Source organism: Limnohabitans sp. Bal53 (assembly GCF_003063355.1).
Taxonomy (GTDB): Bacteria; Pseudomonadota; Gammaproteobacteria; order Burkholderiales; family Burkholderiaceae_C; genus Limnohabitans_A.
Genome location: NZ_NESH01000002.1, coordinates 761,129 through 783,740, shown reverse-complemented (window position 1 = coordinate 783,740; position 22,612 = coordinate 761,129). Strand labels below are relative to the sequence as shown.

Here is a 22,612-nt window from a genome sequence, read left to right as displayed (position 1 = left end):
TCAGACCAGGACGTCCAGACCATCACTGGGGTCTTTGACGCTTGGTGCACGGGGTGTTTCGGCGGTACGTTCCGTGGCTTTGGCCTCTACTTGAGAGGTTTTGCCTTTGGGCGTGCCAGGTGTCGAGTCTCCGCCACTTTGTCCGGTTTGACCGTTACCTACATGGATGTTAGCAACATCCATGCCCATTTGCGACAAGGTTTCCCTGAGTTTGACCATGCCGTCTTGCAACAGATCGCGTGTGGTCGCATTCGGAGCGGTGAAGATGGCATCGAATTCGCCGCTGCGCATCCTCATTTCCACTTCAATGTGACCCAGTGTGGCCGGGCGCAGCTGGAGTTTAAGGTGCCATTGGCCTTTTTCCATTTCGGACAGGATGCGCTGGCCCACGGCTTGGCCCATTTTGTCGGCCAGGTTCTGGATGTTGTCACTGCGGGCCTGGGTGTCGGGCAGGTCTTGGGCGGGGCCTTTGGCGTTGGCCGTGTCGTTGCGGCTGGCGGCCTGCGCGTCCCAGCGGGAGGCAAAGTTGGCGTAAGCCGTGCCATGGGTGCCTGTGCTGCTGGAGCCGCTGACGCCGCCCTCAGTGCCCAGCAATTGCTGCAGCGTCTCGCCGCCCCAGTCTTCACCCAGGTCCAGCTCGCTGGTGCTGATGGTGGCTGGTGTTTGGGCTTTGGCGTTGTCCAGCAGCACGTTGTTCATGACGCCGCGTTGCATCCAGACGGCCGCTGGTGGGGCCATGCGCAGCATTTGGATGGGCAGGGCTTCTTCGGCGATGGCGCTGGCGCTGGTTTGAGGGGCGGCGTCAGTTTCTTCGGCCGTGGCCCAGAGGGCTTGTGCGCCGATCAGGGCGCTGCCCAGTAGGCCCGCAGACCCGTTGGTTGGCCCCGGCAAGGTGATGTTTGGGAGCTGGTTGGTTGGCACTGCTTGGGTTTGTAAGCCGAGCGCGGCTGAATTGAGTATGTTGGTGGTGGTACTGGGCAGGGAGCTGACTGGGGAGCTGACTGGGGAGCTGACTGGGGAGCTGACGGGGGAGCTGGCAAAGGCTGTGGACTTGGCCCCAAAGGCTTCCATCTTGCCCAGGGCTTGCACATCGCCTTCGACTTTGGGCTCGAGTGTGGGTGAGAGCGTTGCACCGCCTGAATGGTTGCCAAAGAGCCAGCTGACGGCCTGCTCGTCGAGACCTTGGGCGCGGGCGAATGCTTCGAGGCTTTGGGTATCTGGGGCTGAGTTGTCTTGGGTGATCACGTTCAGGTGGGGGCCAAGGGTGACAGCTTTGAGGGGCCATGCGGTTGCATCGGTGATGGCGCTGGCGTTGGCCAAGGCGAAAGGGTCGGCAATTCCTTGCCCCATGGTTTCGACGAGGTCTGTTTCTTCTTGGGCTGTTGTGTCGGGCTTGTCGGCCTGCAGTTGAAACATCTCCGACATGAATTGCCCAAAACTTGGGCCATCGAATGGGGGAGGGGCTTCGGATTTGAATTCTGAAGTTCCCATATTGAGGCCTGTATTGGCCGCACTGAGGTTGTCGCTGAGGGTGATGGTCATGGGCTGGGCTTTACAGATGGGGTCTTTTCCAAAAACTGCGCAAAAAATGGTGGCGGTCAATCTTTGCCGTTGAGGGTGTTGTCCACAGAAGTGAGCAATTTGCGCACCAGCTTGCCTGGGTGAAGGCTCAAAGTTGCAGATTTTTGAAGAGGGGGTGTCGGTAGTGTTGGCACACCTATTGCTTTGTGGTGTTGAGAGCCCCATAAAAAACCGATTTTTCCCCATCAAACAGCGGCCTTTTGACTATGACCACCTTGACCCTGTCAACGATCCGACAGAACCTGTCGCGCTACGATCTGGCGGGCTTGGGCATTCCCGCCTTGGTGCTCATCATCATGGCCATGTTGGTGGTGCCCTTGCCAGCGCTGCTGCTGGACATTTTGTTCACCTTCAACATCGTGATTGGCTTGGTGATCATCATGATCGCCATCGGGACCCGTAAGCCGCTGGAGTTTTCTTCTTTCCCATCTGTGCTCTTGTTTGCCACGATGCTGCGTCTGGCCTTGAACGTGGCTTCGACCCGTGTGGTGTTGGTCAATGGTCATGAAGGCCCGGAGGCGGCCGGCAAGGTGATTGCCGCTTTTGGCGAGTTCGTGATCGGTGGTAACTACGTGGTGGGTTTCATCATCTTTGTGATTTTGATGATCGTGAACTTTTTTGTGGTGACCAAGGGTGCTGGACGCGTTTCTGAGGTCAATGCCCGTTTCACCTTGGATGCGATGCCGGGCAAGCAGATGTCGATCGATGCCGACTTGAACGCCGGCGTGATTGACCAGGAAACCGCCAAGAAGCGCCGCGAAGAGCTGGCTCAGGAGTCTGACTTTTTCGGCTCGATGGACGGTGCCTCCAAGTTTGTCAGTGGCGATGCCTTGGCGGGTTTGCTGATTTTGATCATCAACATTGTGGGTGGCTTGGCCATCGGTATTGGCCAGCACGACTTGTCGGCGGGTGAGGCGAGCCGCATTTACGTGCTGTTGACCATTGGTGACGGCCTGGTGGCTCAGATCCCCTCTTTGTTCTTGTCGCTGGCCACCGCCATCATCGTGACCCGCGTGACCACTTCCGAGTCGATGACCGAGCAGGCCACCAGCCAATTGGCGAACGTGCCAGCTTTGTTTATTGCCGCCGGCATCCTGACCATTTTGGGTCTGGTGCCCGGCATGCCGCACATGGTGTTCCTGACCTTGGCTGCTGCCACGGCGGGTATCGCCTTCATGGTCATGCGCAAAGAAATGGTGCTCGAGCAAAAGGCGGCAGCGCCTGCAGCCCCGGTCAGTGATGCCCCTAAAGAGCTGGACTGGGATGATGTCGAGCAGGTGGACCTGATTGGCTTGGAAATTGGTTATGGCTTGATTCCATTGGTCAACCAAGAGTCGGGTGGTCAGCTGATGACCCGGGTCAAAGGTGTGCGCAAGAAGTTGTCGGCCGAGCTGGGCTTTTTGGTGCAGCCGGTGCGCATCCGTGATGCCCTGAATCTGGAGCCTGACGCTTACCATATTGTTTTGAATGGTGTGGTGCGTGGACGAGGCGAAGTCAAGGTAGGCCGTGAGTTGGCCATTAACCCTGGCAAGGTGTACGGAAAAGTCGAAGGCCAGCCCACCAAGGAGCCTGCTTTTGGTCTGGAAGCCGTCTGGATCGAGCCGGCCTGGCGTGACCAGGCCCGCGCTCTGGGCTACACGGTGGTGGACCCGAGCACGGCGATTGCCACCCACATGAACAAGGTGTTGCGTGACAGTGCCCATGAATTGCTGAGCCACGACGAAGCCCAAAAACTGCTGGACAAGCTGGCTGCCAAGTCGCCCAAGTTGGTCGAAGAGTTGGTGCCTGGCAAGCTGTCTTTGGGCGTGGTGACCCGCACGTTGCAAAACTTGCTGCAGGAGTCTGTGCCGATTCGCGACATGCGCACCGTGGTCGAGGCTTTGACCGAGGTCAGTGGCCGCACGCAAGACCCTGACCAGTTGGCTCAATTGGTGCGCCCCAAGCTGGGCCGCATGATCGTGCAGGGCTTGCTGGAAAACCGCGAGACCTTGTCGGTGATGACGCTGGACCCCCATCTGGAGCAACTGCTGCACAACGTGCTGCAACAAAACAATGGTTCGCCCGGCATGGTGCTGGAGCCCAGCCTGGCCGAAAGCCTGTTTGCCGCGCTGCGCGAAAGTGCCCGCAACACCGAAGAACAAGGCTTTGCCGCTGTGCTGGTGGTTTCTCCTGCGATTCGCCCCTGGATGTCCAAGGCCGTGCGCTTCCGCGTGAGCGACTTGACCGTGCTGTCCTACAGCGAGATTCCGGATGACCAACCGGTCAAGGTGATCCACACCGTGCAAGCCGACCCCCGCAATAACCCCTCTGTTACCAAGGCCTGATAGATCATGGAACTCAAACGCATTCTCGCCCGCGACAGTCGTGCTGCCAATGAAAAAGCCATTCAGTTGTATGGCAAAGATGTGCTGATCATCTCCAGCCAGCGCTTGGACAACCAAATTGAGCTGATTGTGGCCGTGGACCTGGACGCTGCACCCAAGGCCGAGGTGGCAGCGCCTGTCCAGGCGGCCGAGAGCCGTGAAGAAGCTGCGGCGTTTGTGCCGTTTTCAAAGTTGTTCCAAAGCGCCAGTGCTTTTGCACCTTTGCCACCCGATGAGTCTTTGCCTCAAGTGGCATTGCCGGTCGATGTGGCCGTGGCTGCGCCCGCGGCTGTGGCATCAGCCCCGGCAGTGCACCAGGAAGCGCAAGCCCTGCAGCAGCATGAAGGCCAGCGCAGCCAGGAAATCGTGGAAATGCTCCGCCTTGAAATGGCGGCGCTGCGCAAGGAGTTCAGCTTGTCGCGTCAGATGATGCCTTGGCAAGACGGGCTGCGTTTGTCTCCAGCGATCCAGCAGCTGTCGATGGCCATGAGCGAGGTGGGCATGCCAGCGGGTCTGCGCGCTTTGTTGACCGACAGCATCCAGGCGTTAGAGAGCGTTGAAGAAGCCTGGCCCGTGATGGAGAGTTTGCTGGTCGGGGCGTTGAACCGTCCGGCCATGGCACCGCCCGAGTCGGGTGTGCATGCGCTGTGTGGTCCGTCGGGTTCGGGCAAGACCTCCATGGTGGGACGTCTGGCTTATGCTGCAGCCCAAGTCCACGGGGTTGAAAACCAGGCCATGGTTAGTTTTGCCGATCAGCGCCCAGGTGCATGGGCCCAGATGCAGTTGCTGGCCGCACAGTCGGGGGTGGCGTGTTTCCGAGCCGCCAATTCAGACATGTTGCTCACCTTGTTGCAGGAGTTGGAGGGCAAAACGGTCTGGATCGACACCTGTGGGACCGATTTTTCAGCCCAAGCCGAGCTGCTGCAAGCTGAGCACCCGAAAGTCTTGCGCCATGCGGTGTTACCGGTTGATGCTACAGTGACCAGCGTGCAAAAAATACTCCAAAATTCTGCTTTGAACTGGTCTTCCTTGATGCTGAGCAAGGTGGATGAAGCCGCATACCCTTGGGCGCTGATCAAGGGTTTGAGTGAGCAGTCTTTGGGTGTCTCCTGCATGGCTGGTGCCAGCCGCATCGATCAGGTGGCGCTGCCTTTTGATGCGCAGAGTTTGGTGCAACTGGCCATGGCGCCCTTGATGCAGCACTTGCCCCAAGCGGCCATTTTGAAGACGGCAGCGCCGGTCCTTTCGGCGTCAGCCGAGTTGCCCAGTGCGCCGGTTCGCGCCCCTCGCTCCCCCAAGCCCAAGCTTGCACAGGCTGTCAAACCTGAGCGCAAGACAGTGGTACAGCCTCGCAACATTAACTTGGATGACGATATCTTGATCCCCACTTTGATGGGTGCCGTGCCCATGAAATCCTCCCGCAGAAAGTCTCCCAATGCTTCTGCTGCCTTGAAAGTTGCGCATGGATAAGCCCGTTTTTCCTCAGGTGATCGGCGTGGCCAGCGGCAAGGGTGGCGCTGGTAAAACCACCGTGTCCATCAACCTGGCGGTGGCCTTGGCCGCTCGTGGCCACAAGGTGATGCTGCTCGATGCCGACCTGGGCATGGCCAACGCCCAAATTGCCTTGGGTGCACATGCGCCTTTTAATATCAGCCACGTGCTCAATGGCGAGAAAACGCTGGACGAGGTCATGGTGACCACCAAGCAGGGCATTCGCTTGGTGCCAGGGGCTTCGGGTTTGCGTGACATTGCTGCGCTCGACACCCAGCAAATTGCCAGCATGATCCGAGCCTTTGATGCCTTGCAAGAGCCGGTGGACTATTTGGTGGTGGATGTGGCGGCGGGCATTGCCCCCGCCGTGCTCGATTTCATGGCCGCTTGCCAGCGCCGATTTGTGGTGGTCTGCGACCAGCCTTCGTCCATTGCCGATGCGTATGGCCTGATCAAGGTCATGGCCACTGAGCAATCTCTGGATGAGATTTACCTGATTCCCAACATGGTGGGCAATGCCCATGAGGGGCGGCAATTGCACCGCCGCCTCAACGATGTGTGCAACCGATTCCTGGGGGTTTCGCTCCGGTTTTTGCAGTCCATCGAGGCCGATGAGTTGGTCCTGCAATCTTTGCGCAAGTACCAGTCGGTGCTGGAGTTTGCCCCCGGCAGCGCTGCCGCCCGTGATTTTCGGGCCTTGGCCGATGCCATCGATCACCTGCCGCCCTTGGATGGACCGTCGGGACGTATGCAGTTTTTCGCAGAGCGCATGCTCCGCGCATCTTCGGTAAGGTGATCGCCGTGGCCAGCACCATTTCCCTCTATGAACAGGTGGACAACCGCCACGAGTCGCTGATCCTCGCTCACATGCCGATGGTCAAGCGCGTAGCCATTCACCTGAAAGCCCGTGTTCCACCTTTCATGGAACTCGACGAGCTGATCCAGGTGGGCATGGTCGGGCTGATCGAGGCGGCGCGCTCTTTTGACCCGACCAAAGGGTTCGAATTTGAGCACTTTGCCTTGAGTCGTGTGCGCGGCGCCATCCTCGACGAGGTGCGCAGGCAGTCCTTTTTGCCACGCTCGGCCGTGGCGTTCAACAAAAGTGAAAACGAGGCGGTGCACGTGTTGGCAGCCGAGTTGGGCCGGTCGCCGACGCAGTCCGAGTTGGCCTTGTTCATGGGCAAAGAGCTTGACGAGTTCCAACGTGAGCGCGGTCAGGCCAAGCGTTTTGAAACCTTTTCCATGGAAGTGGTCAACGACGAGGTCATGAGCATGCCTGGTGACAGTGCCATGCAGCCCGAGGTCATGGTGGAGGAGGCCGAGTTCATGGACGCGGTCGTTCAGGCCATCGACGACTTGCCCGAGCGCGAGAAACTGGTCATGAACCTTTACTACGTGGAAGAACTCAACCTCAAGGAAATTGGCGAAGTGCTGGGTGTCAGCGAATCAAGGGTGAGTCAGATTTTGTCCTCTGTTGTTAAAAAGTTGCGTCTTACACTGCAAGTTGGGTGATGAAATGGTAAAATTGAAAAATACATGTTTTCCATCTTTTCACCCAAAAATCCTGACGATGAAATGAAAAAGGCGCAAGCGCTTTTTGACAAAGTCACTTCGACCAAGTCAGATTCGCGCGAGGCTAGGAGCATGCGCATCCGCATGGGATTGCTGTGCCGGGCTCATCTGGACAAGTCATTCGTGACGGGTGCAGAGCAAACGGCATCCTGGCAGGAGCTGGCCGCTTTGGCCATCGCCAACGGAAAAGAGAAGCCGCCACTTCCGGAGCCCTCTGTTTTCCAGAAGGTCAAGGCGGGCGAGAACGAAATCTATGTGTATTTGCCCGAAGAGTATGCCTTTGAGGCCTACCAACTGGGTGGGCGCTATCAACGTGCCGAAATTCCGGCACCTCAGGCCATCGAAACGATGCAGGGTCTGGCCAACCAAATTTGCCTTTACGAACTGAGATTGACAGAGCCTTTTCAGGTTTTACAGTTTTTGCGCGACGAATTGGCTCAATCACCAGATAATCAAAGCACCTCAGGCGCTTCTTGAGGTCTTTGACACTCTGATCCGAATTGGGCTCTATGGAACCTTTTGTTTTGGCCTTCATCGCCATCGGCTTGTTGGTGGTTCTGGTTTTCATCATTTATCTGGTGGACCGGGTCAACGCCATCGAAAAGGAAACCCGGCAATTTGCCCAGTCGTTGCATGACACGAAAGAGCCTGTCTCTGTGGGCCCATTTGCGGGTTTGTCTTCCAAAAAGCTTTGGGATGCCATGACCGGTCGCGTACCTGAGGGGATGGACCCTTCGTTGTTGATGGAGGTGCGTGAGCGGTACGAGATGGTGCTGCACAAGCACATCGAATCGATTTTCCAGGAGGCAGTCAAAGACGGTCAGCGGGGCCTGAACGGCGAGCCTAAAAACACCAAACTGATCACGACTTTACGCGGCCCTGTGGAGTCTTGGTTGCCTTCGGCCCAGGTCAATACCCTCTATAAATGTGGTGTGGACAGTACCCAGTTGCCTGCCGATCAGCTCGATGCGGTGCGCGCAGCCTTGGATGAGGTCGGCCAAACGCTCTACAGCAAAGCTTTATTGACTTTGGCACAGCCCTTGTCGGTGAACCTGCTGCCCAGGCCTGTGGCCGATGTGCCGGCTTTGGTGCCGCCTTCGGCCACTTGAGTTTTTTGTTTCAGTTTGCACCTTGGGGGCTCAAGTTTTCCGGAGCCTTTCCGATACTCTTTGTACAAGCAGTTGATAAAGGGTTTTCTACCATGCGTGCATATTCAAGAGCGGCTCAAAGCTACGGTTCGGTTCAAGTGGTCACTGGCGTGGCCACAGCGGACAATGTCCAGCTGATCCAGATGCTGTTTGACGGTCTGACCGAAAGCTTGGCATCTGCCAAGGGCCACATTCAGAACAACGCCATCGAGGAAAAGTCCAAAGCGCTGTCACGTGCTGGTCGCATCGTGGTCGGTTTGCAGGGTGCCCTGGATTTTGAGCGCGGTGGTGAGTTGGCTCAAAACCTCAATGAGCTGTATGCCTATGTGACGCGTCGCCTGTTTCACGTCAACGCCTACAACGACCTGGCGGTGTTGGAAGAAGTGCAAAGCCTGATCAAAGACATTGCCGAAGCCTGGAAGACCTTGCCCAGTTTGCTGGGTCAGACCCAACCGGCCATGCGTTACGCCAACTGATGGGTTTTGCCCCTGGTCAGCAGCCCCTTTAAGGGGCTGTTTTGTTATGTGCGTCCGTCGGGGGGACTTTGTTTTCCATTTCGACGTTGGCCAAAATGCTCTGCGCTTGGTTGTCGCTCAGGTTGAAGGCCTTTTTCATTTGTTCCAGACGAGCGATTTCGTCTTCGTGCAATTCGCCGTCTTTCAGAGCCTGGCGCAACTCCGCTTCAAAAATGGCACGCCGCCTGGCCAACTGGTTGGCAAAGGCATTGGCCACGATGCCGGTGAGCAAGGCCACGGTGCAAACGCCCATGAAAGCCGTCATGACCGCGATCATCTGACCCACCCAGGTCACGGGCGATACATCGCCGTAGCCGACGGTGGTCAAGGTGATGGCGGCCCAGTACAGGCTTTGCGGAATGGAGCCAAATTTGTCGGGTTGAGCGCTGTGCTCGGCAAAATACATGAGCGAGCCAAACAGCAGCAAAACGATCAGCAACAGGTAAAGCGCCGCGATGAAGGAGCGTTTTTCGCCCTCGATGGCGTGGATCAGGTCTTCGATGGCGCTGCTGTAGTGTGACAGCTTGAACACCCGCACCAGGCGTACGATGCGCAGCACCCGCAGATCGAGCCCGGGCAAAAGGACTTGCAGGTAAAAAGGCGCGATGGCGGCCAGATCGACCAGGCCATAAAAACTCGTGATGTAGGCTTTGCGTCCACGCCACGCGCCGCCAGCAGTGACCTTGTACCGAGCGCCATGGGCCCAGGTGCGGGCCAAGTATTCGATCGAAAAAATGGCCACCGACACCCACTCGAACCACTGTAAAGCGGTGCCAAACCGGCTTGCCATGGCGGGCACCGATTCCATCACCACGGCAATGATGTTGGCCAGGACCAGTGAGGTGATGAACAGCTGGCTGAAACGGCTCCAGTGGTCATCGGCATGGTTACCTTCCAGAATCTCCAGGTAGCGGGTTTGCAGGGATTTCTTGTGCATGCGTGATTTTGGTGTTTTTTGCAATATAGACCAAAACCAGGGCTTAGCAATGGACCGGCTCAACAACGCAGTTGGGGTCGGCCGCCTTCAAGCAGAGCGCGCGTAGCAGGGGAAGTGGTCTGCCCGACAGGGATCGAACCTGTGACCCACAGCTTAGAAGGCTGTTGCTCTATCCAACTGAGCTACGGGCAGAATAAACAACAAAGGCCCTAAACGGGCCTTTTTGTTGGATTCAGTTGTCAATGCGCTGGTTGGGCATCGTAGAAATGGTCGGAGCGGCGGGATTCGAACTCGCGACCCTCTGCTCCCAAAGCAGATGCGCTACCAGGCTGCGCTACGCTCCGACTGATCGGTATTCTAACCCCCAAATGAGGGGGTATCCGGGATGGTGGGCAAAAAAACTCTGTTTAGTTTTTTGAGCCATGTGCCAATGCGCGTTCGCGGCTGGCAGCCAGCGCTTTGGCGTCAGGCGCTGACAAGTCCCAGGCCTGCATGTGGTCCAAGCTGATGTCGGTCACGGCTTCGATCCACTGGGCGTTTTTGTTCAGGCAGGGGATGTAGCTGAAGCTTTCGCCGCCGGCGTGCAAAAACGCTTCTTGTGCTTCTTGCTGGATTTCTTCCAATGTTTCCAGGCAATCGCTTGTAAAACCCGGGCAGATCACGTCGACTTTTTTCACGCCTTGCCCGGCCATGGCCACCAAGGTGGGTTCAGTGTAGGGCTCCAGCCACTTGGCTTTGCCAAAGCGCGACTGGAAGGTGAGTTTGTACTGGTCTTTGGTCAGGCCCAGCGCTTCGGCCAGCAAGCGGCCTGTTTTCATGCACTCGCAGTGGTAGGGGTCACCCAGCTGCAAGGTGCGTTCGGGCACGCCGTGAAAGCTCATGACCAGTTGCTCGGCCTGGCCGTTGACCGCCCAATGTTCACGCACGGTTTGGGCCAAGGCGGCGATGTATCGCGGGTCGTCGTGGTAGTGGTTGACAAAGCGCATCTCGGGGATGAGCCGCGTTTTGAGGCCCCAGCGGTAGACCGCGTCAAACACGCTGGCCGTGGTGGTTCCGCTGTACTGCGGGTAGGCTGGCAAGATGAGCACGCGCTGCACGCCTTCGGCTTTCAAGGCGTCGAGCTGCGCCGGGATCGATGGCTGGCCGTAGCGCATGGCGTAGCGCACGGCCACGTGGTGGCCACGCTCTTGCAAAGCGGTGCCCAGCGACTGGGCTTGTTGTTCGGTGAAGGCTTTGAGGGGCGAGCCTTGCTCGGTCCAGATGCTGGCGTATTTGGCGGCCGATTTGGCCGGGCGTACACGCAAGATGATGCCGTGCAGGATCAGCCACCAGATGGGTTTGGGGATCTCGACCACGCGGCTGTCGCCCAGAAACTCGGCCAGGTACTTGCGCAGGGCTGGGGCGGTGGGGGCGCTGGGCGTGCCCAGGTTGCAATACAAGACAGCCGTTTTGGCGGCCTGACCATGCTGGAAGGAGGGTTCTTTTTGAAATGCCATGCGGTATTCTCCCACCACCATGATTGACATTTCCCGAATCAAAGCCATTACCCTCGATCTGGACGACACATTGTGGCCCGTTTGGCCCACGATTGGCCGGGCCGAGGTGGTTTTACAGACTTGGCTGAACACCCACGCCCCCGGCGCCGCCGCGCTGTCGGCCGACGCCGAGCTCAAAAAAGCCATCCGCGCCGAGATCAACGCCCGCCACGCCGACCGGGCGCATGATTTGTCGTTTTTGCGCCGGGAATCGATCCGCGCCTTGCTGCATCAAGCCGGGGAGCCCGTGCACCTGGCCGAGGCGGCTTTTGAGGTGTTTTTTGCCGAGCGCCAACGGGTCGATTTGTTTGACGATGCGCTGCCTGCGCTGGCATTTTGGAGCCAGCGCATGCCGGTGGTGGCGCTGTCCAACGGCAACGCCGACGTGCACCGCGTGGGCATTGGCCAGCACTTTCACGCCAGCGTGAGTGCCCAGTCGCTGGGCGTGGCCAAGCCGGACTTGCGCATTTTTGAGGCGGGCGCCGCAGCGGCGGGTGTGCAGCCGCATGAGGTGCTGCACATTGGCGACGACGCGCACGCCGACTGCGTGGGCGCACTGGCCGCTGGCATGCAAGTGGCTTGGCTCAACCGCGAAGGCCACGACTGGACCCATGGCGACATGCGTCCCCACTTAGAGGTGAGGGACTTGCACGCGCTGTGCGCCAGCTGGCCTGATTACCAGCGTTAGGACAGGCCTTCACGGTCTGAAAACACTCTTTTCGTGAATCGACACTTGAGGTGACCCCCATGACTTTGAAAATTTACGGCATCAGCGCATCCCGCGCCGCGCGACCCTTGTGGGCCGCACTCGAATTGGGCGTGCCCTTTGAGCACATCGACATGAACTACAAAGCAGGCGCGACACGTACGCCCGAGTTTTTGGCGCTCAACCCCAATGGCCATGTTCCGGTGGTGGTGGACGATCGGCCCGAAGGCACGGTTACCGTGTGGGAAAGCATGGCCTGCGCGCTCTACATTGCGCGCGTGCACGGCCATGCCGATGGCCAGTCGATCACCCCCGCCTCGCCCCGCGAAGAAGCCGAAGCCCTGCGCTGGAGCTTCTGGACGGTGACCGAGCTTGAAAAAGACGCGCTCACGGTGCTCATGCACCGCATGGCCATGCCCGCCGACCAGCGCAAGCCCGAGCTGGCCGAGCAAGCCGAAAACCGCTTGAAAGTGCCACTGGCCGTGCTGGAGGCGCATCTGCAAGCCCAGCACGTCCAAGGCCAGGCGCATTTGGCGGCCGATCGTTTCACCGTGGCCGATGTGTGTGTGGCCAGCGTGGCCAACTGGATTCGCCCGGCCCCGGGTTTGCTGGCGCAATACCCGGCGGTGTCCGCCTGGTTGCAGGCCTGCATGGCGCGCGAGGGGCAAAAGCAAGTGCGGGCGCTGCCTTAAGCCCAGAGCCTGCTGGCTGGAGGTTCAGAACCGCCCCAGCGCCTGCATCTTCCACGCCAACCACAACTTGCGCAGCGGCGTGAGGGCGATGCGCTGGTGCAGCACCTCAAAGCCCGAGGCTTCGATTTCGCGCAGCAAGGTGCGGTAGATGCTGGCCATCATGAGGCCGGGTTTTTGGGCGCGGCGGTCGGCGGCGGGCAGCAGGTCCAGCGCTTCGTCGTACAGCGCGTGGGCGCGCTCGGTCTGGAATTTCATCAGTGCGGTGAAGCGGTCTGAATAGTCGCGCTGGATCAGCTCATTGGCTTTGACGCCAAAGCGTTGCTGCTCGTCCAGCGGCAAATAGATGCGCCCGCGCATGGCGTCTTCGCCCACGTCGCGGATGATGTTGGTCATTTGAAAGGCCAGGCCCAGCTTGTGCGCATAGGCAGTAGTGGCCTCGTCGGTCTGGCCAAAGATGCGGGCGGCGACTTCGCCCACCACGCCGGCCACCAGGTGGCAGTATTTCGTCAGGCCTGCAAAGTCCAGATACCGTGTCTGGTTCAAGTCCATCTGGCAGCCTTCGATCACGGCCATGAGGTGGCGGCTTTCGATGCCGAAAGTGGGGGCCAAGGGCATGAGGGCGTGCATGACGGGGTGGCTGGGCTGGCCTGCGTAGGCTTGCATCACTTCTTTTTGCCACCAGGCGAGTTTGGTCGCGGCCACACCGGGGTCTTTGATTTCGTCGACCACGTCGTCCACTTCGCGGCAAAAGGCATAAAAGGCGGTGATGGCCGCACGCCGCTCAGGGGGCAAAAACAAAAAGGCGTAATAGAAACTGCTGCCCGAGGCGGCGGCTTTTTGCTGGACGTAGTCTTGCGGGCTCATGGGCTGGGATTCTCGCATTCAAAGCGCCAGATCACGGCAGGGGCTCGCCAGACAGTTTGCGAAATTCTTTTTGCAAAACGGCCGCAGACCCCAGTCCCAAGGCGATGCGCCACAGCAGGGCGCGCACTTCGTGGCGCGGCATTTTGACGCGCTGGTTCAGGGCCGCAGGCCCGGCTTGGCGCAGTAGCGCCACGGTGCGCGCACCAATCAATGCCGGCAGGGCGCTGGCCAGCCGCAAGCGCAGGGGCTTGAGGGCCAGGGCGTAGCGCATGCCATCGGCCAGTTGCGCATGGGTGTGGTCCAGCCACTGGCTGTACAGCGGGGACAAGGCGAGCAGGGTGTCTGTATTGGGGGTTTGAGCCGCTTGCGCCAGCTTGGCCGGGGTCAGGCTCGCGTGCGTCAGGGTGTCCACAGGCCAATAACAACGACCGCCAGCCAGGTCTGCCCCCGCGTCGCGGATGATGTTCAGGCGCTGCAGGCCCATGCCGTACTGCCGACCAATGCGCATCATCTCGGCTTGCGGCAGCAGGCTGTAGCCGGGCAGGTGGCGGCCGCACAGCTCTGTCCAGAACTCGCCCACACAACCGGCCACCAGCCAGGTGTAGTCGGCCAGTTCGGCTTCGGTTTGCAAAGCGTGCAGGCCTGGGCCAAAGCGGGCCATGTCCAAGTGTTGGCCCCGGGTGATGTGGCCCAGCACCTGGCGCACGCTGGACAGGTCGGCGGGGTGCAGGGTGTGCAAAAGCGGCAGGCATTGGGGCAGGGCCTGCATCAGGGCGCGTTCGTGCGGGTCGGTTTGTTGCGTGGCAAATGCCTGAGTCAGGCGCTGGAGTTCTGGGTCTTCTGAGGCCGAGGTGCTCCGGGCGGCGATCGCCTGCGTCATGCGGTCCAGCAACACCTGGCGTTGGTCCAGGGGCAGGGCGGTGGTGTCGGCCACGGTGTCGGTGGCGCGGGCCAGCAGGTAGCCGATGGCCACCGGGGCCTGCAAGGCTTTGGGCAACAGGCGGATGGACAGATCGAACGAGCGTGACACATGGCGCAGCAGCCGACGCTGGGCCGCACTCATGCCCGGGCTCGGTGGGGTTGGCTGAAATGGGGGGGGTGTGATCATGGTCAATCCCTATTGTCGCTTGACAGATGGGGGGGCTTTGAATAGATTACTAACCAGTCAGTCATTATTATTTTCTGGATTTCCCATGCCCTCTTTGATGCCACTCGCCGCTCGGCGGGTTTTTTGTTTGTGCGCGCTTGGCGCTTTGGTGACTACTTTGGTGGCATGTTCTAAGGCCGAAGCACCCCAAGAGCCCTTGCGCGCGGTCAAGTTGCTCACAGTGGCGGGCAGTGATCTGAACCTGGGCGGCGAGTACTCCGCCGAGGTGCGCGCGCGGGTGGAGTCGCGCTTGGGCTTTCGGGTGGGGGGCAAGCTGGTGCAACGGCCTGCCGAGGCGGGTCAACGCGTCGCCGCTGGCCAGTTGCTGGCGCTGGTGGATGCGCAAGACTTTCAGTTGGCCGCGCAAGCCGCCCAGGCCCAGGTGAGTGCCGCTCAAAGTCAACGCGATCTGGCGGCGGCTGAATTCAAGCGTTTTGAGGCGCTGAAGGCACAAAACTTCATCAGCGGTGCCGAGTTGGAGCGGCGCGAGGCCAGTCTCAAGGCGGCCGATGCGGCCCTGAACCAAGCCAAAGCGCAGGCCCAGGCGCAGGGCAACCAGGCGGGCTATGCCCGTTTAACAGCCAGCCATGCGGGCGTGATCACCGCTGTGGAGGCCGAAGTGGGGCAGGTCGTGTCGGCAGGGCAGCCTGTGGTGCGGCTGGCCCACGACGGCCCGCGTGACGCGGTGTTTGCCGTGTCCGAGTCGGCCATCATGGCGATCCGGGTGGGTCAGAGCATGCAGGCCACGGTGCTGAGCACCGGACAGATGGTGCAGGGCACGGTGCGCGAAATGGCGGCCAGTGCCGATCCGGTCACGCGCACTTATGCGGTCAAGCTGGCGCTGGCCCCTACCGTGGGTGGCGCCTTGCCTTTGGGGGCCACTATGAATGTGCGCGCACCCGGCTTGTCTGGTGCGGTGGCCTCGGTCATCAAATTGCCAACCAGCGCTTTGCGCCAAGAGGGGCAGGGCACAGCAGTTTGGGTGCTGGACGAAGCCACCATGACGGTCAACAGCCAAGCGGTCGAGTTGGGCCCGGTCGATGGCAACGAGGTGGTGGTCACCTCCGGTCTCAAGCCCGGACAAAAAGTGGTCAGCGCCGGGGTCCATGTGTTGTCGCCCGGTCAGAAAGTGACGGTGTACGGCGCTGCGCCAGCATCCGCTTCAGCGCCTGTGCCGGCTTCTTCGGCTTCTGCCCCACGGTGATCGCATGCGAAGTACCGACAACACCCGATTCAACCTCTCCCGCTGGGCGCTCGAGCACCCGGCCCTGACGCGCTACCTGATGGTGGTGCTGATGGTGCTGGGCATGGCGTCTTACTTTCAGCTGGGGCAGGACGAAGACCCGCCCTTCACCTTCCGCGCCATGGTGGTGCGGGCCTATTGGCCAGGAGCCACGGCCGAGCAAGTGGCCCAGCAAGTGACCGACAAGATCGAGCGCACGCTGCAAGAGGTGCCGTTTGCCGACAAGATCCGCAGCTATTCCAAGCCGGGTGAGGCGCAGATCATTTTTCAGATCAAGGACAACTCGGACCCGGCAGACGTGCCGAACATTTGGTACACCGTGCGCAAAAAAATCGGTGACATGCGCGGCACCTTGCCGCCAGGGGTGATAGGGCCGTTTTTCAACGACGAGTTTGGTGATGTGTATGGCGTGATCTACGCGCTGGGCGGGCAGGGCTTTAGCTCGGCCGAAGTCAAAGCGCAAGCCGACAGCTTGCGCCAGCAGTTGTTGCGCGTGCCCGATGTGGCCAAAGTGGAGTTGTTTGGCGTGCAAGACGAGAAGGTTTTTGTGGAGGTTTCACAAAAACGGCTCTCGCAAATGGGCCTGGACATGGCCTCGGTTGTGGCCCAGTTGAACCAGCAAAACGCGGTGGAGTCGGCCGGCAGCATCCAGTCGCCCGCCGATGTGGTGCAGGTGCGCGTGGGCGGACAGTTCCAGAGTCTGGACGATTTGAGGGCTTTGCCGATTCGCGGCGCGTCGGGCGCGCAAATTCGCCTGTCCGACATCGCCACCGTGAGCCGCGGCTATGCCGATCCGGCCAGTGTGAAAGTGCGCCACGACGGCCAGGAGGTGATTGGTCTGGGTGTGTCCATGGCCAAAGGTGGCGACATCATTGCCTTGGGCAAGTCCTTGCGTGCGGTGATAGCCGCCGCAGAGACCGGTTTGCCTGCAGGCATGGCGTTGATGCAGGTGCAAGACCAGCCCAGCGCGGTCTCGAGTTCCGTGAACGAGTTCATCAAGGTGTTGATTGAGGCCGTGGTGATTGTGTTGGCGGTGAGCTTTTTGGCGTTGGGTCTGCACAAACGGCCGGGCATCAACCCGCTTTGGCGTCGCTGGACGCTGGACATCCGCCCCGGTTTGGTGGTGGGCATCACGATTCCGCTGGTGCTGGCGGTGACCTTTTTGGCCATGTATTACTTGGGCATCGGCCTGCACAAGATTTCGCTGGGCTCGCTCATCATCGCTTTGGGCTTGCTGGTGGACGACGCCATCATCGCGGTAGAGATGATGGTGCGCAAAATGGAAGAGGGCTACGACAAAGTGCGTGCAGCCACCTTCACCTATGAGCTCACGGCCATGCCCATGCTCACGGGTACCTTGATCACGGCGGCGGGTTTCTTGCCGATTGGCATGGCCAAGTCGATGACGGGTGAGTACACCTTTGCGATTTTTGCGGTCACAGTGGTCGCGCTTTTGGTCAGTTGGGTGGCTTCCGTTTACTTTGTGCCTTACTTGGGCACTTTGCTGCTCAAGCCCCCTGCGCATGCGGTGGCGGCCGAACAGCTCGATTCGCCGCAGATGTATGACACACCGTTTTACCGTCACTTTCGCGCTTGGGTGACCTGGTGCGTCACGCACCGCTGGAAGACGATAGGCATCACCATCACTTTGTTTGCGCTGGGCATGGTGGGCATGGGCAAGGTGCAGCAGCAGTTCTTCCCAGATTCTTCCCGTCCAGAAATCATGGTGGACTTGTGGCTGCCTGAGGGTTCGCCCGTGAAGGCCAGTGAGGACATCACGCGCCGTGTGGAGCAGCGCCTGGCCCAGGAAGAGGGCGTCAAGTCGGTCACCGCCTGGGTAGGCTCGGGTGTGCCGCGTTTTTACCTGCCCCTGGATCAGGTTTTTCCGCAGACGAACGTGTCGCAGCTGATCGTCCAGCCGACCGACTTGAAAACCCGTGAAGTCTTGCGGGCCAAGTTGCCTGTCATGCTGGCGCAGGAGTTTCCTGAAGTGCGCGGGCGTGTGAAATTGCTGCCCAATGGTCCGCCAGTGCCTTACCCGGTTCAATTCCGGGTGGTGGGGCCGGACCCCCAGGTTCTGCGCACCAAGGCCGACGAGATCAAGGCCCAGATGCGCCAGAACCCCAACACGCGTGGCGTGAACGACAACTGGAACGAATCGGTCAAGTCGGTGCGACTGGAAGTGGACCAAGCCAAAGCACGCGCCCTGGGCGTGAGCAGCCAGTCCATCGCGCAGGCTTCGCGAACCTTGCTGACGGGCAGTACGGTGGGTCAGTACCAAGAAGGCGACAAACTGATCGAGATCGTGCTGCGCCAGCCATTGGCCGAACGTGATGCCTTGTCGGACCTGGGTCAGGCTTATGTGCCCACGGCTTCGGGTCGTTTCATTCCATTGCTTCAGATTGCCACGCCAGTGCTGGCGTGGGAGCCGGGCGTGATGTGGCGCGAGGGAAGGCAGTTTGCCATCACCGTGCAGGCCGACATTGCCGAGGGCCTGCAAGGCGCCACAGTCACTGCGCAGTTGCTGCCGGACTTGAAAAAGACCGAGGCCACTTGGCAAGGCCAGGGTCTGAACGGTTACCGCATTGAGGTGGCGGGCGCGGTGGAAGAAAGCGCCAAGGGTTCGGCGTCCATCGCGGCCGGTGTGCCGGTCATGCTGTTCATCACCTTCACACTGCTGATGCTGCAGTTGCAAAGCTTCAGCCGCGCGATGTTGGTGTTTTTGACCGGCCCCCTGGGCATGGCCGGTGTGGCGGGGGCATTGCTCGTGCTGGACCGGCCCTTTGGGTTTGTGGCGCTGCTGGGCGTGATTGCGCTGATGGGCATGATCCAGCGCAACTCGGTCATCTTGATCGATCAAATTGAGCAAGACCGGGCCGCAGGCATGGCCCCGTGGCAGGCGATTGTGGAGTCGGCGGTGCGGCGTTTGCGGCCGATTGTCTTGACAGCAGCAGCGGCCGTGCTGGCCATGATTCCGCTGTCGCGCAGCATTTTTTGGGGGCCGATGGCGGTGGCCATCATGGGCGGCCTGATTGTGGCCACGGCCTTGACGCTGCTGGCGCTGCCGGCCATGTACGCAGCCTGGTTCAGAATTGAGCGCCCAAATCAAGCCCGTGCCTGAAATTACCCAATTGAACCGGCTAAAATAGAAAGTTGACCGATTTCAACCGGGCGGTCAGGTGCGTCAGGGGGGCTTTAGGGCCGTTCGGCGGGCCTGTCGCCCTTTTTGTTTGGACCTGCGCGGGTGGCGAAATTGGTAGACGCACCAGGTTTAGGTCCTGACGGTGGCAACACTGTGCGGGTTCGAGTCCCGCCCCGCGCACCAACCGACTTGTGGCCAAGGGGCAACCCTGCGGCCTGAGAGACATTCAATTAACCGAGAACGACGATGACTGTGACTGTTGAAACCCTTGAAAAGCTGGAACGCAAGATCACCCTGACTGTGCCTGTGACGGCCATCCAGTCCGAAGTGGACGCACGCCTGAAGAAAATGGCCCGCACGGTCAAGATGGACGGCTTCCGTCCCGGCAAAGTGCCCATGAACGTGGTCGCCCAGCGCTATGGTTACTCGGTTCAGTACGAAGTCCTGAACGACAAGGTGGGCGAGGCTTTTGCCGTGGCCGCCAACGAAGCCCAAGTGCGCGTGGCCGGTCAGCCCCGCATCTCTGAAAAAGAAGGCGCGCCCGAGGGCGAGCTGAACTTCGAAGCCATTTTCGAGGTCTACCCTGAAGTCAAGCTCGGCAACTTGGCCGACACCGAGGTCGAAAAACTGACTGCTGAAGTCTCTGACGCCGCCATCGACAAGACCGTGGACATCCTGCGCAAGCAGCGCCGCACCTTTGCCCAGCGCGCACAAGACGCTGCTGCGCAAGACGGCGACCGCGCCACCATCGACTTTGAAGGCAAGATTGACGGTGAAGTGTTCTCCGGCGGCAAAGCCGACGATTTCCAGTTCATCTTGGGCGACGGCCAGATGCTCAAGGAGTTTGAAGATGCCGTGCGCGGCATGAAGTCTGGCGAAAGCAAGACCTTCCCCTTGGCTTTCCCGGCCGATTACCACGGTCAAGACGTCGCGGGCAAAACCGCTGACTTCATGGTCACCGTCAAGAAAATCGAAGCCGCGAACCTGCCCGAAGTCAACGAAGCGCTGGCCAAGTCCTTGGGCATCGCCGACGCCACCGTTGAAGGCCTGCGCGCTGACATCCGTAAAAACCTCGAGCGCGAAGTGAAATTCCGCTTGCTGGCCCGCAACAAACAAGCCGCCATGGACGCCTTGGTCGCCAAGGCCGAGTTGGACCTGCCCCAGTCGATCGTGCAAAACGAAATCGAGCGCCTGAAAGAAGGTGCCCGTGCCGACCTCAAGCAGCGCGGCATCAAGGACGCCGACAAGGCCCCGATTCCTGACGACATCTTCCGCCCCCAAGCCGAGCAGCGCGTGCGCTTGGGCCTGGTGGTGGCCGAAGTTGTGCGTGGCAACACTTTGCACGCCAAGGCCGAGCAGATCCAGGCCCACATCCAAGAGTTGGCCGCCAGCTACGAGCGTCCCGATGACGTGGTGCGTTGGTACAACAGCGACAACCAGCGCATGGCCGAAGTCGAGGCTGTGGTGATTGAGAGCAACGTGTCCGACTTCGTTTTGGCCCAAGCCAAAGTGGTCGAAAAAGCCATCTCGTTTGAAGAGCTGATGGGTCAACAGGCCTGATCGGTTTTTTGATTCCTTTGAGAATGGGGCTTGTGCCGGACTTGTGGTTCGGCTGACAAGCCCCATCTCTTTGGTGGGCTTGAGAACTCGGGTTAAAGTCCCATTCATATTTTTGGAGAAATGATGAGCGCACTGGACATCACAAGCTTGGGCATGGTCCCCATGGTCATCGAGCAGTCGGGCCGCGGCGAACGTGCCTATGACATCTATTCGCGTTTGCTCAAGGAGCGCGTGATCTTTTTGGTGGGCGAGGTCAACGACCACATGGCCAACCTGATCGTGGCCCAGTTGCTGTTTTTGGAGAGCGAAAACCCTGAAAAGGACATCTCGCTGTACATCAACTCCCCCGGCGGCTCGGTCAGTGCTGGCATGGCGATTTACGACACCATGAACTTCATCAAGCCCGATGTGTCCACCCTGTGCAACGGCATGGCCGCCAGCATGGGTGCGTTTTTGCTGTCTTCTGGTGCCAAGGGCAAGCGTTTTTCGCTGCCCAACTCCAAGATCATGATTCACCAGCCTTTGGGCGGTGCGCGTGGTCAGGCCACCGAAATCGAGATCGCGGCCCGCGAGATCGTCAAGACGCGTGCGCACCTGAACCGCATCCTGTCCGAGAACACTGGCCAGCCACTTGAAAAGATCGAACTCGACACCGAGCGTGACTATTACTTGTCGGCCACCGAGTCCAAAGACTACGGTTTGATCGACGAAGTGATCTCCAAACGCGCTTGAGGGTGGCCGGGCTTTCCGGCACTCTGTCTGACGGCGTTACATCCAAGGGGTGAACGCCGTTTTTCTTTCGTTATCATTGACGAATTCTGGATACCGAGGCGACATTTATGGCCGATAAAAAAGGCTCAAGCACTGAGAAAAACCTGTTCTGCTCCTTTTGCGGCAAGAGTCAGCACGAGGTCAAAAAGCTGATCGCAGGTCCATCGGTCTTCATTTGCGATGAGTGCATCGATTTGTGCAACGACATCGTGCGCGATGAACTGGCCTCCACCACCACCACCGTGGGTGAGGGTGCCAAAGAGGGCCTGCCCACGCCACTGGACATCAAGACCAACCTGGACAACTATGTGATTGGCCAGGAGAAAGCCAAGCGCAGTTTGGCGGTGGCGGTGTACAACCACTACAAGCGCCTCAAGCACAAAGAAGGGGCCAAGAAAGACGACGTCGAGCTGGCCAAGAGCAACATCTTGTTGATCGGCCCCACAGGCTCAGGCAAAACCTTGTTGGCCCAGACCATGGCCCGCATGCTGGATGTGCCCTTTGTCATGGCCGACGCCACCACCTTGACCGAAGCCGGTTATGTGGGCGAGGACGTTGAGAACATCGTGGCCAAGCTGCTGCAGACCTGCAATTACGACGTGGAGCGCGCGCAGCGCGGCATCGTTTACATCGACGAAATCGACAAGATCACCCGCAAGTCGGACAACCCCTCCATCACCCGTGACGTGTCGGGCGAGGGCGTGCAGCAGGCCTTGCTCAAGTTGGTCGAGGGCACCATGGCCAGCGTGCCTCCTCAGGGCGGGCGCAAGCACCCCAACCAAGACTTTTTGCAGATTGACACCACCAACATCCTCTTCATTTGTGGCGGCGCGTTCGCGGGCCTGGAAAAGGTCATCGAAAACCGCACCGAATCCGGTGGCATCGGTTTTGCTGCCACGGTCAAGAGCAAGAAGCAGCGCTCGCTCACCGACGTGTTCAACGAAGTGGAGCCCGAAGACTTGATCAAGTTCGGCTTGATCCCTGAGTTGGTGGGCCGTTTGCCGGTGGTGGCCACCTTGGCCGAGTTGAGCGAAGAAGCGCTGGTGCAAATTCTGACCGAGCCGAAAAACGCGGTGGTCAAACAGTTCACCAAACTGTTGGCCATGGAAGGCGTCGAGCTCGAAGTGCGTCCCAATGCGCTGACCGCCATGGCCCGCAAAGCTTTGGCCCGCAAAACAGGTGCTCGGGGTTTGCGCTCCATCATGGAACAGGCCCTGATTGACACCATGTTTGAATTGCCCAACCAGGCGAACGTCGAAAAAGTGGTGGTGGATGAATCTGTCATCGACGACAACAAACCGCCTTTGCTGGTTTACCGAGAGTCGGCCAAACAGGCCTGAACCAC

The 22,612-nt window shown here is 59.6% G+C and carries 19 protein-coding genes and 3 tRNA genes; 15 read left to right on the top strand and 7 right to left on the bottom strand.

Annotation, left to right across the window (positions count from 1 at the left end; all coding sequences use genetic code 11):
* Entirely contained in the window at positions 1 to 1,542 is a 1,542-nt protein-coding gene (locus tag B9Z50_RS08605) for a flagellar hook-length control protein FliK (protein WP_108363241.1), read from the bottom strand.
* Positions 1,543 to 1,787: 245 nt separating this feature from the next.
* On the opposite strand from B9Z50_RS08605, the gene flhA reads away from it, so the two are divergent.
* The 7 genes from flhA to fliS all read left to right on the top strand — a co-directional run bounded on the left by flhA (position 1,788) and on the right by fliS (position 8,631).
* Positions 1,788 to 3,905: a flagellar biosynthesis protein FlhA gene (flhA, locus tag B9Z50_RS08600; protein ID WP_108363239.1), complete on the top strand. Its 2,118-nt coding sequence runs from the start codon at positions 1,788 to 1,790 to the stop codon at positions 3,903 to 3,905.
* Positions 3,906 to 3,911: 6 nt separating this feature from the next.
* Positions 3,912 to 5,414 carry a hypothetical protein gene (locus B9Z50_RS08595; RefSeq protein ID WP_108363237.1) on the top strand — a complete coding sequence of 501 codons (1,503 nt, stop codon included), beginning with the start codon at positions 3,912 to 3,914 and terminating at the stop codon, positions 5,412 to 5,414.
* Positions 5,407 to 6,231, top strand: a complete 825-nt coding sequence (locus tag B9Z50_RS08590; RefSeq protein ID WP_108363235.1) for a MinD/ParA family protein — start codon at positions 5,407 to 5,409, stop codon at positions 6,229 to 6,231. Before B9Z50_RS08595 ends, B9Z50_RS08590 begins: the two co-directional genes overlap by 8 nt.
* Before the next feature lie 5 nt (positions 6,232 to 6,236).
* Positions 6,237 to 6,947, top strand: coding sequence for an RNA polymerase sigma factor FliA (gene fliA, locus B9Z50_RS08585; protein ID WP_233249811.1), 711 nt, complete (start codon positions 6,237 to 6,239; stop codon positions 6,945 to 6,947).
* A gap of 132 nt (positions 6,948 to 7,079) precedes the next feature.
* A complete protein-coding gene (locus tag B9Z50_RS08580; RefSeq protein WP_146183185.1) occupies positions 7,080 to 7,484 on the top strand; it encodes a hypothetical protein in 405 nt (134 codons plus the stop codon).
* Between the two features lie 32 nt (positions 7,485 to 7,516).
* On the top strand, positions 7,517 to 8,116 hold the full coding sequence (locus B9Z50_RS08575; protein ID WP_108363231.1) for a hypothetical protein: 600 nt from the start codon (positions 7,517 to 7,519) through the stop codon (positions 8,114 to 8,116).
* A gap of 92 nt (positions 8,117 to 8,208) precedes the next feature.
* Entirely contained in the window at positions 8,209 to 8,631 is a 423-nt protein-coding gene (gene fliS / locus B9Z50_RS08570; protein ID WP_108363229.1) for a flagellar export chaperone FliS, read from the top strand.
* A 28-nt stretch (positions 8,632 to 8,659) separates the two neighbouring features.
* Here the strand turns inward: fliS and B9Z50_RS08565 are convergent, their stop codons facing one another.
* The 4 genes from B9Z50_RS08565 to hemH all read right to left on the bottom strand — a co-directional run bounded on the left by B9Z50_RS08565 (position 8,660) and on the right by hemH (position 11,103).
* The gene (locus tag B9Z50_RS08565; protein WP_108363227.1) at positions 8,660 to 9,607 is read right to left on the bottom strand and encodes an ion transporter; all 948 of its coding nucleotides are present in this window, start codon (positions 9,605 to 9,607) and stop codon (positions 8,660 to 8,662) included.
* A 115-nt stretch (positions 9,608 to 9,722) separates the two neighbouring features.
* Positions 9,723 to 9,799, bottom strand: a tRNA-Arg gene (locus B9Z50_RS08560).
* A 75-nt stretch (positions 9,800 to 9,874) separates the two neighbouring features.
* A tRNA-Pro gene (locus B9Z50_RS08555) sits at positions 9,875 to 9,951 on the bottom strand.
* Between the two features lie 63 nt (positions 9,952 to 10,014).
* Positions 10,015 to 11,103 (bottom strand): ferrochelatase, encoded by a 1,089-nt coding sequence (gene hemH, locus B9Z50_RS08550; RefSeq protein ID WP_108363721.1) that lies wholly within the window; start codon positions 11,101 to 11,103, stop codon positions 10,015 to 10,017.
* 19 nt (positions 11,104 to 11,122) lie between these two features.
* Here hemH and B9Z50_RS08545 point away from each other — a divergent pair, with 19 nt between their 5' ends.
* The gene (locus B9Z50_RS08545) at positions 11,123 to 11,830 is read left to right on the top strand and encodes an HAD family hydrolase (protein ID WP_108363225.1); all 708 of its coding nucleotides are present in this window, start codon (positions 11,123 to 11,125) and stop codon (positions 11,828 to 11,830) included.
* Positions 11,831 to 11,889: 59 nt separating this feature from the next.
* Positions 11,890 to 12,540, top strand: coding sequence for a glutathione S-transferase family protein (locus B9Z50_RS08540; RefSeq protein ID WP_108363223.1), 651 nt, complete (start codon positions 11,890 to 11,892; stop codon positions 12,538 to 12,540).
* A 24-nt stretch (positions 12,541 to 12,564) separates the two neighbouring features.
* Here B9Z50_RS08540 and hpnD read toward each other — a convergent pair whose 3' ends face one another.
* Positions 12,565 to 13,404 carry a presqualene diphosphate synthase HpnD gene (gene hpnD, locus B9Z50_RS08535; RefSeq protein ID WP_108363221.1) on the bottom strand — a complete coding sequence of 280 codons (840 nt, stop codon included), beginning with the start codon at positions 13,402 to 13,404 and terminating at the stop codon, positions 12,565 to 12,567.
* A gap of 31 nt (positions 13,405 to 13,435) precedes the next feature.
* Positions 13,436 to 14,512 carry a squalene/phytoene synthase family protein gene (locus B9Z50_RS08530; protein ID WP_233249810.1) on the bottom strand — a complete coding sequence of 359 codons (1,077 nt, stop codon included), beginning with the start codon at positions 14,510 to 14,512 and terminating at the stop codon, positions 13,436 to 13,438.
* Between the two features lie 85 nt (positions 14,513 to 14,597).
* Between B9Z50_RS08530 and B9Z50_RS08525 the strand changes: the two genes are divergently transcribed.
* The 6 genes from B9Z50_RS08525 to clpX all read left to right on the top strand — a co-directional run bounded on the left by B9Z50_RS08525 (position 14,598) and on the right by clpX (position 22,607).
* Complete coding sequence (locus B9Z50_RS08525) at positions 14,598 to 15,755, top strand: efflux RND transporter periplasmic adaptor subunit (RefSeq protein ID WP_108363217.1); 1,158 nt, start codon at positions 14,598 to 14,600, stop codon at positions 15,753 to 15,755.
* Between the two features lie 4 nt (positions 15,756 to 15,759).
* Positions 15,760 to 18,915 (top strand): efflux RND transporter permease subunit, encoded by a 3,156-nt coding sequence (locus tag B9Z50_RS08520; RefSeq protein WP_108363215.1) that lies wholly within the window; start codon positions 15,760 to 15,762, stop codon positions 18,913 to 18,915.
* Positions 18,916 to 19,032: 117 nt separating this feature from the next.
* A tRNA-Leu gene (locus tag B9Z50_RS08515) sits at positions 19,033 to 19,119 on the top strand.
* Between the two features lie 63 nt (positions 19,120 to 19,182).
* On the top strand, positions 19,183 to 20,496 hold the full coding sequence (gene tig, locus B9Z50_RS08510; RefSeq protein WP_108363213.1) for a trigger factor: 1,314 nt from the start codon (positions 19,183 to 19,185) through the stop codon (positions 20,494 to 20,496).
* A 123-nt stretch (positions 20,497 to 20,619) separates the two neighbouring features.
* A complete protein-coding gene (gene clpP / locus B9Z50_RS08505; RefSeq protein WP_108363719.1) occupies positions 20,620 to 21,228 on the top strand; it encodes an ATP-dependent Clp endopeptidase proteolytic subunit ClpP in 609 nt (202 codons plus the stop codon).
* A 107-nt stretch (positions 21,229 to 21,335) separates the two neighbouring features.
* Entirely contained in the window at positions 21,336 to 22,607 is a 1,272-nt protein-coding gene (gene clpX, locus B9Z50_RS08500; protein WP_108363211.1) for an ATP-dependent Clp protease ATP-binding subunit ClpX, read from the top strand.
* Positions 22,608 to 22,612 lie beyond the last annotated feature (5 nt).

Excerpts from the sequence above, each read along its gene's own strand:
- B9Z50_RS08605 (WP_108363241.1), bottom strand. The coding sequence starts at position 1,542 with ATGACCATCACCCTCAGCGACAACCTCAGTGCGGCCAATACAGGCCTC.
- flhA (WP_108363239.1), top strand. The coding sequence starts at position 1,788 with ATGACCACCTTGACCCTGTCAACGATCCGACAGAACCTGTCGCGCTAC.
- B9Z50_RS08595 (WP_108363237.1), top strand. The coding sequence starts at position 3,912 with ATGGAACTCAAACGCATTCTCGCCCGCGACAGTCGTGCTGCCAATGAA.
- B9Z50_RS08590 (WP_108363235.1), top strand. The coding sequence starts at position 5,407 with ATGGATAAGCCCGTTTTTCCTCAGGTGATCGGCGTGGCCAGCGGCAAG.
- B9Z50_RS08580 (WP_146183185.1), top strand. The coding sequence starts at position 7,080 with ATGCGCATCCGCATGGGATTGCTGTGCCGGGCTCATCTGGACAAGTCA.
- B9Z50_RS08575 (WP_108363231.1), top strand. The coding sequence starts at position 7,517 with ATGGAACCTTTTGTTTTGGCCTTCATCGCCATCGGCTTGTTGGTGGTT.
- fliS (WP_108363229.1), top strand. The coding sequence starts at position 8,209 with ATGCGTGCATATTCAAGAGCGGCTCAAAGCTACGGTTCGGTTCAAGTG.
- B9Z50_RS08565 (WP_108363227.1), bottom strand. The coding sequence starts at position 9,607 with ATGCACAAGAAATCCCTGCAAACCCGCTACCTGGAGATTCTGGAAGGT.
- hemH (WP_108363721.1), bottom strand. The coding sequence starts at position 11,103 with ATGGCATTTCAAAAAGAACCCTCCTTCCAGCATGGTCAGGCCGCCAAA.
- B9Z50_RS08545 (WP_108363225.1), top strand. The coding sequence starts at position 11,123 with ATGATTGACATTTCCCGAATCAAAGCCATTACCCTCGATCTGGACGAC.
- B9Z50_RS08540 (WP_108363223.1), top strand. The coding sequence starts at position 11,890 with ATGACTTTGAAAATTTACGGCATCAGCGCATCCCGCGCCGCGCGACCC.
- hpnD (WP_108363221.1), bottom strand. The coding sequence starts at position 13,404 with ATGAGCCCGCAAGACTACGTCCAGCAAAAAGCCGCCGCCTCGGGCAGC.
- B9Z50_RS08530 (WP_233249810.1), bottom strand. The coding sequence starts at position 14,512 with ATGATCACACCCCCCCCATTTCAGCCAACCCCACCGAGCCCGGGCATG.
- B9Z50_RS08525 (WP_108363217.1), top strand. The coding sequence starts at position 14,598 with ATGCCCTCTTTGATGCCACTCGCCGCTCGGCGGGTTTTTTGTTTGTGC.
- B9Z50_RS08520 (WP_108363215.1), top strand. The coding sequence starts at position 15,760 with ATGCGAAGTACCGACAACACCCGATTCAACCTCTCCCGCTGGGCGCTC.
- tig (WP_108363213.1), top strand. The coding sequence starts at position 19,183 with ATGACTGTGACTGTTGAAACCCTTGAAAAGCTGGAACGCAAGATCACC.
- clpP (WP_108363719.1), top strand. The coding sequence starts at position 20,620 with ATGAGCGCACTGGACATCACAAGCTTGGGCATGGTCCCCATGGTCATC.
- clpX (WP_108363211.1), top strand. The coding sequence starts at position 21,336 with ATGGCCGATAAAAAAGGCTCAAGCACTGAGAAAAACCTGTTCTGCTCC.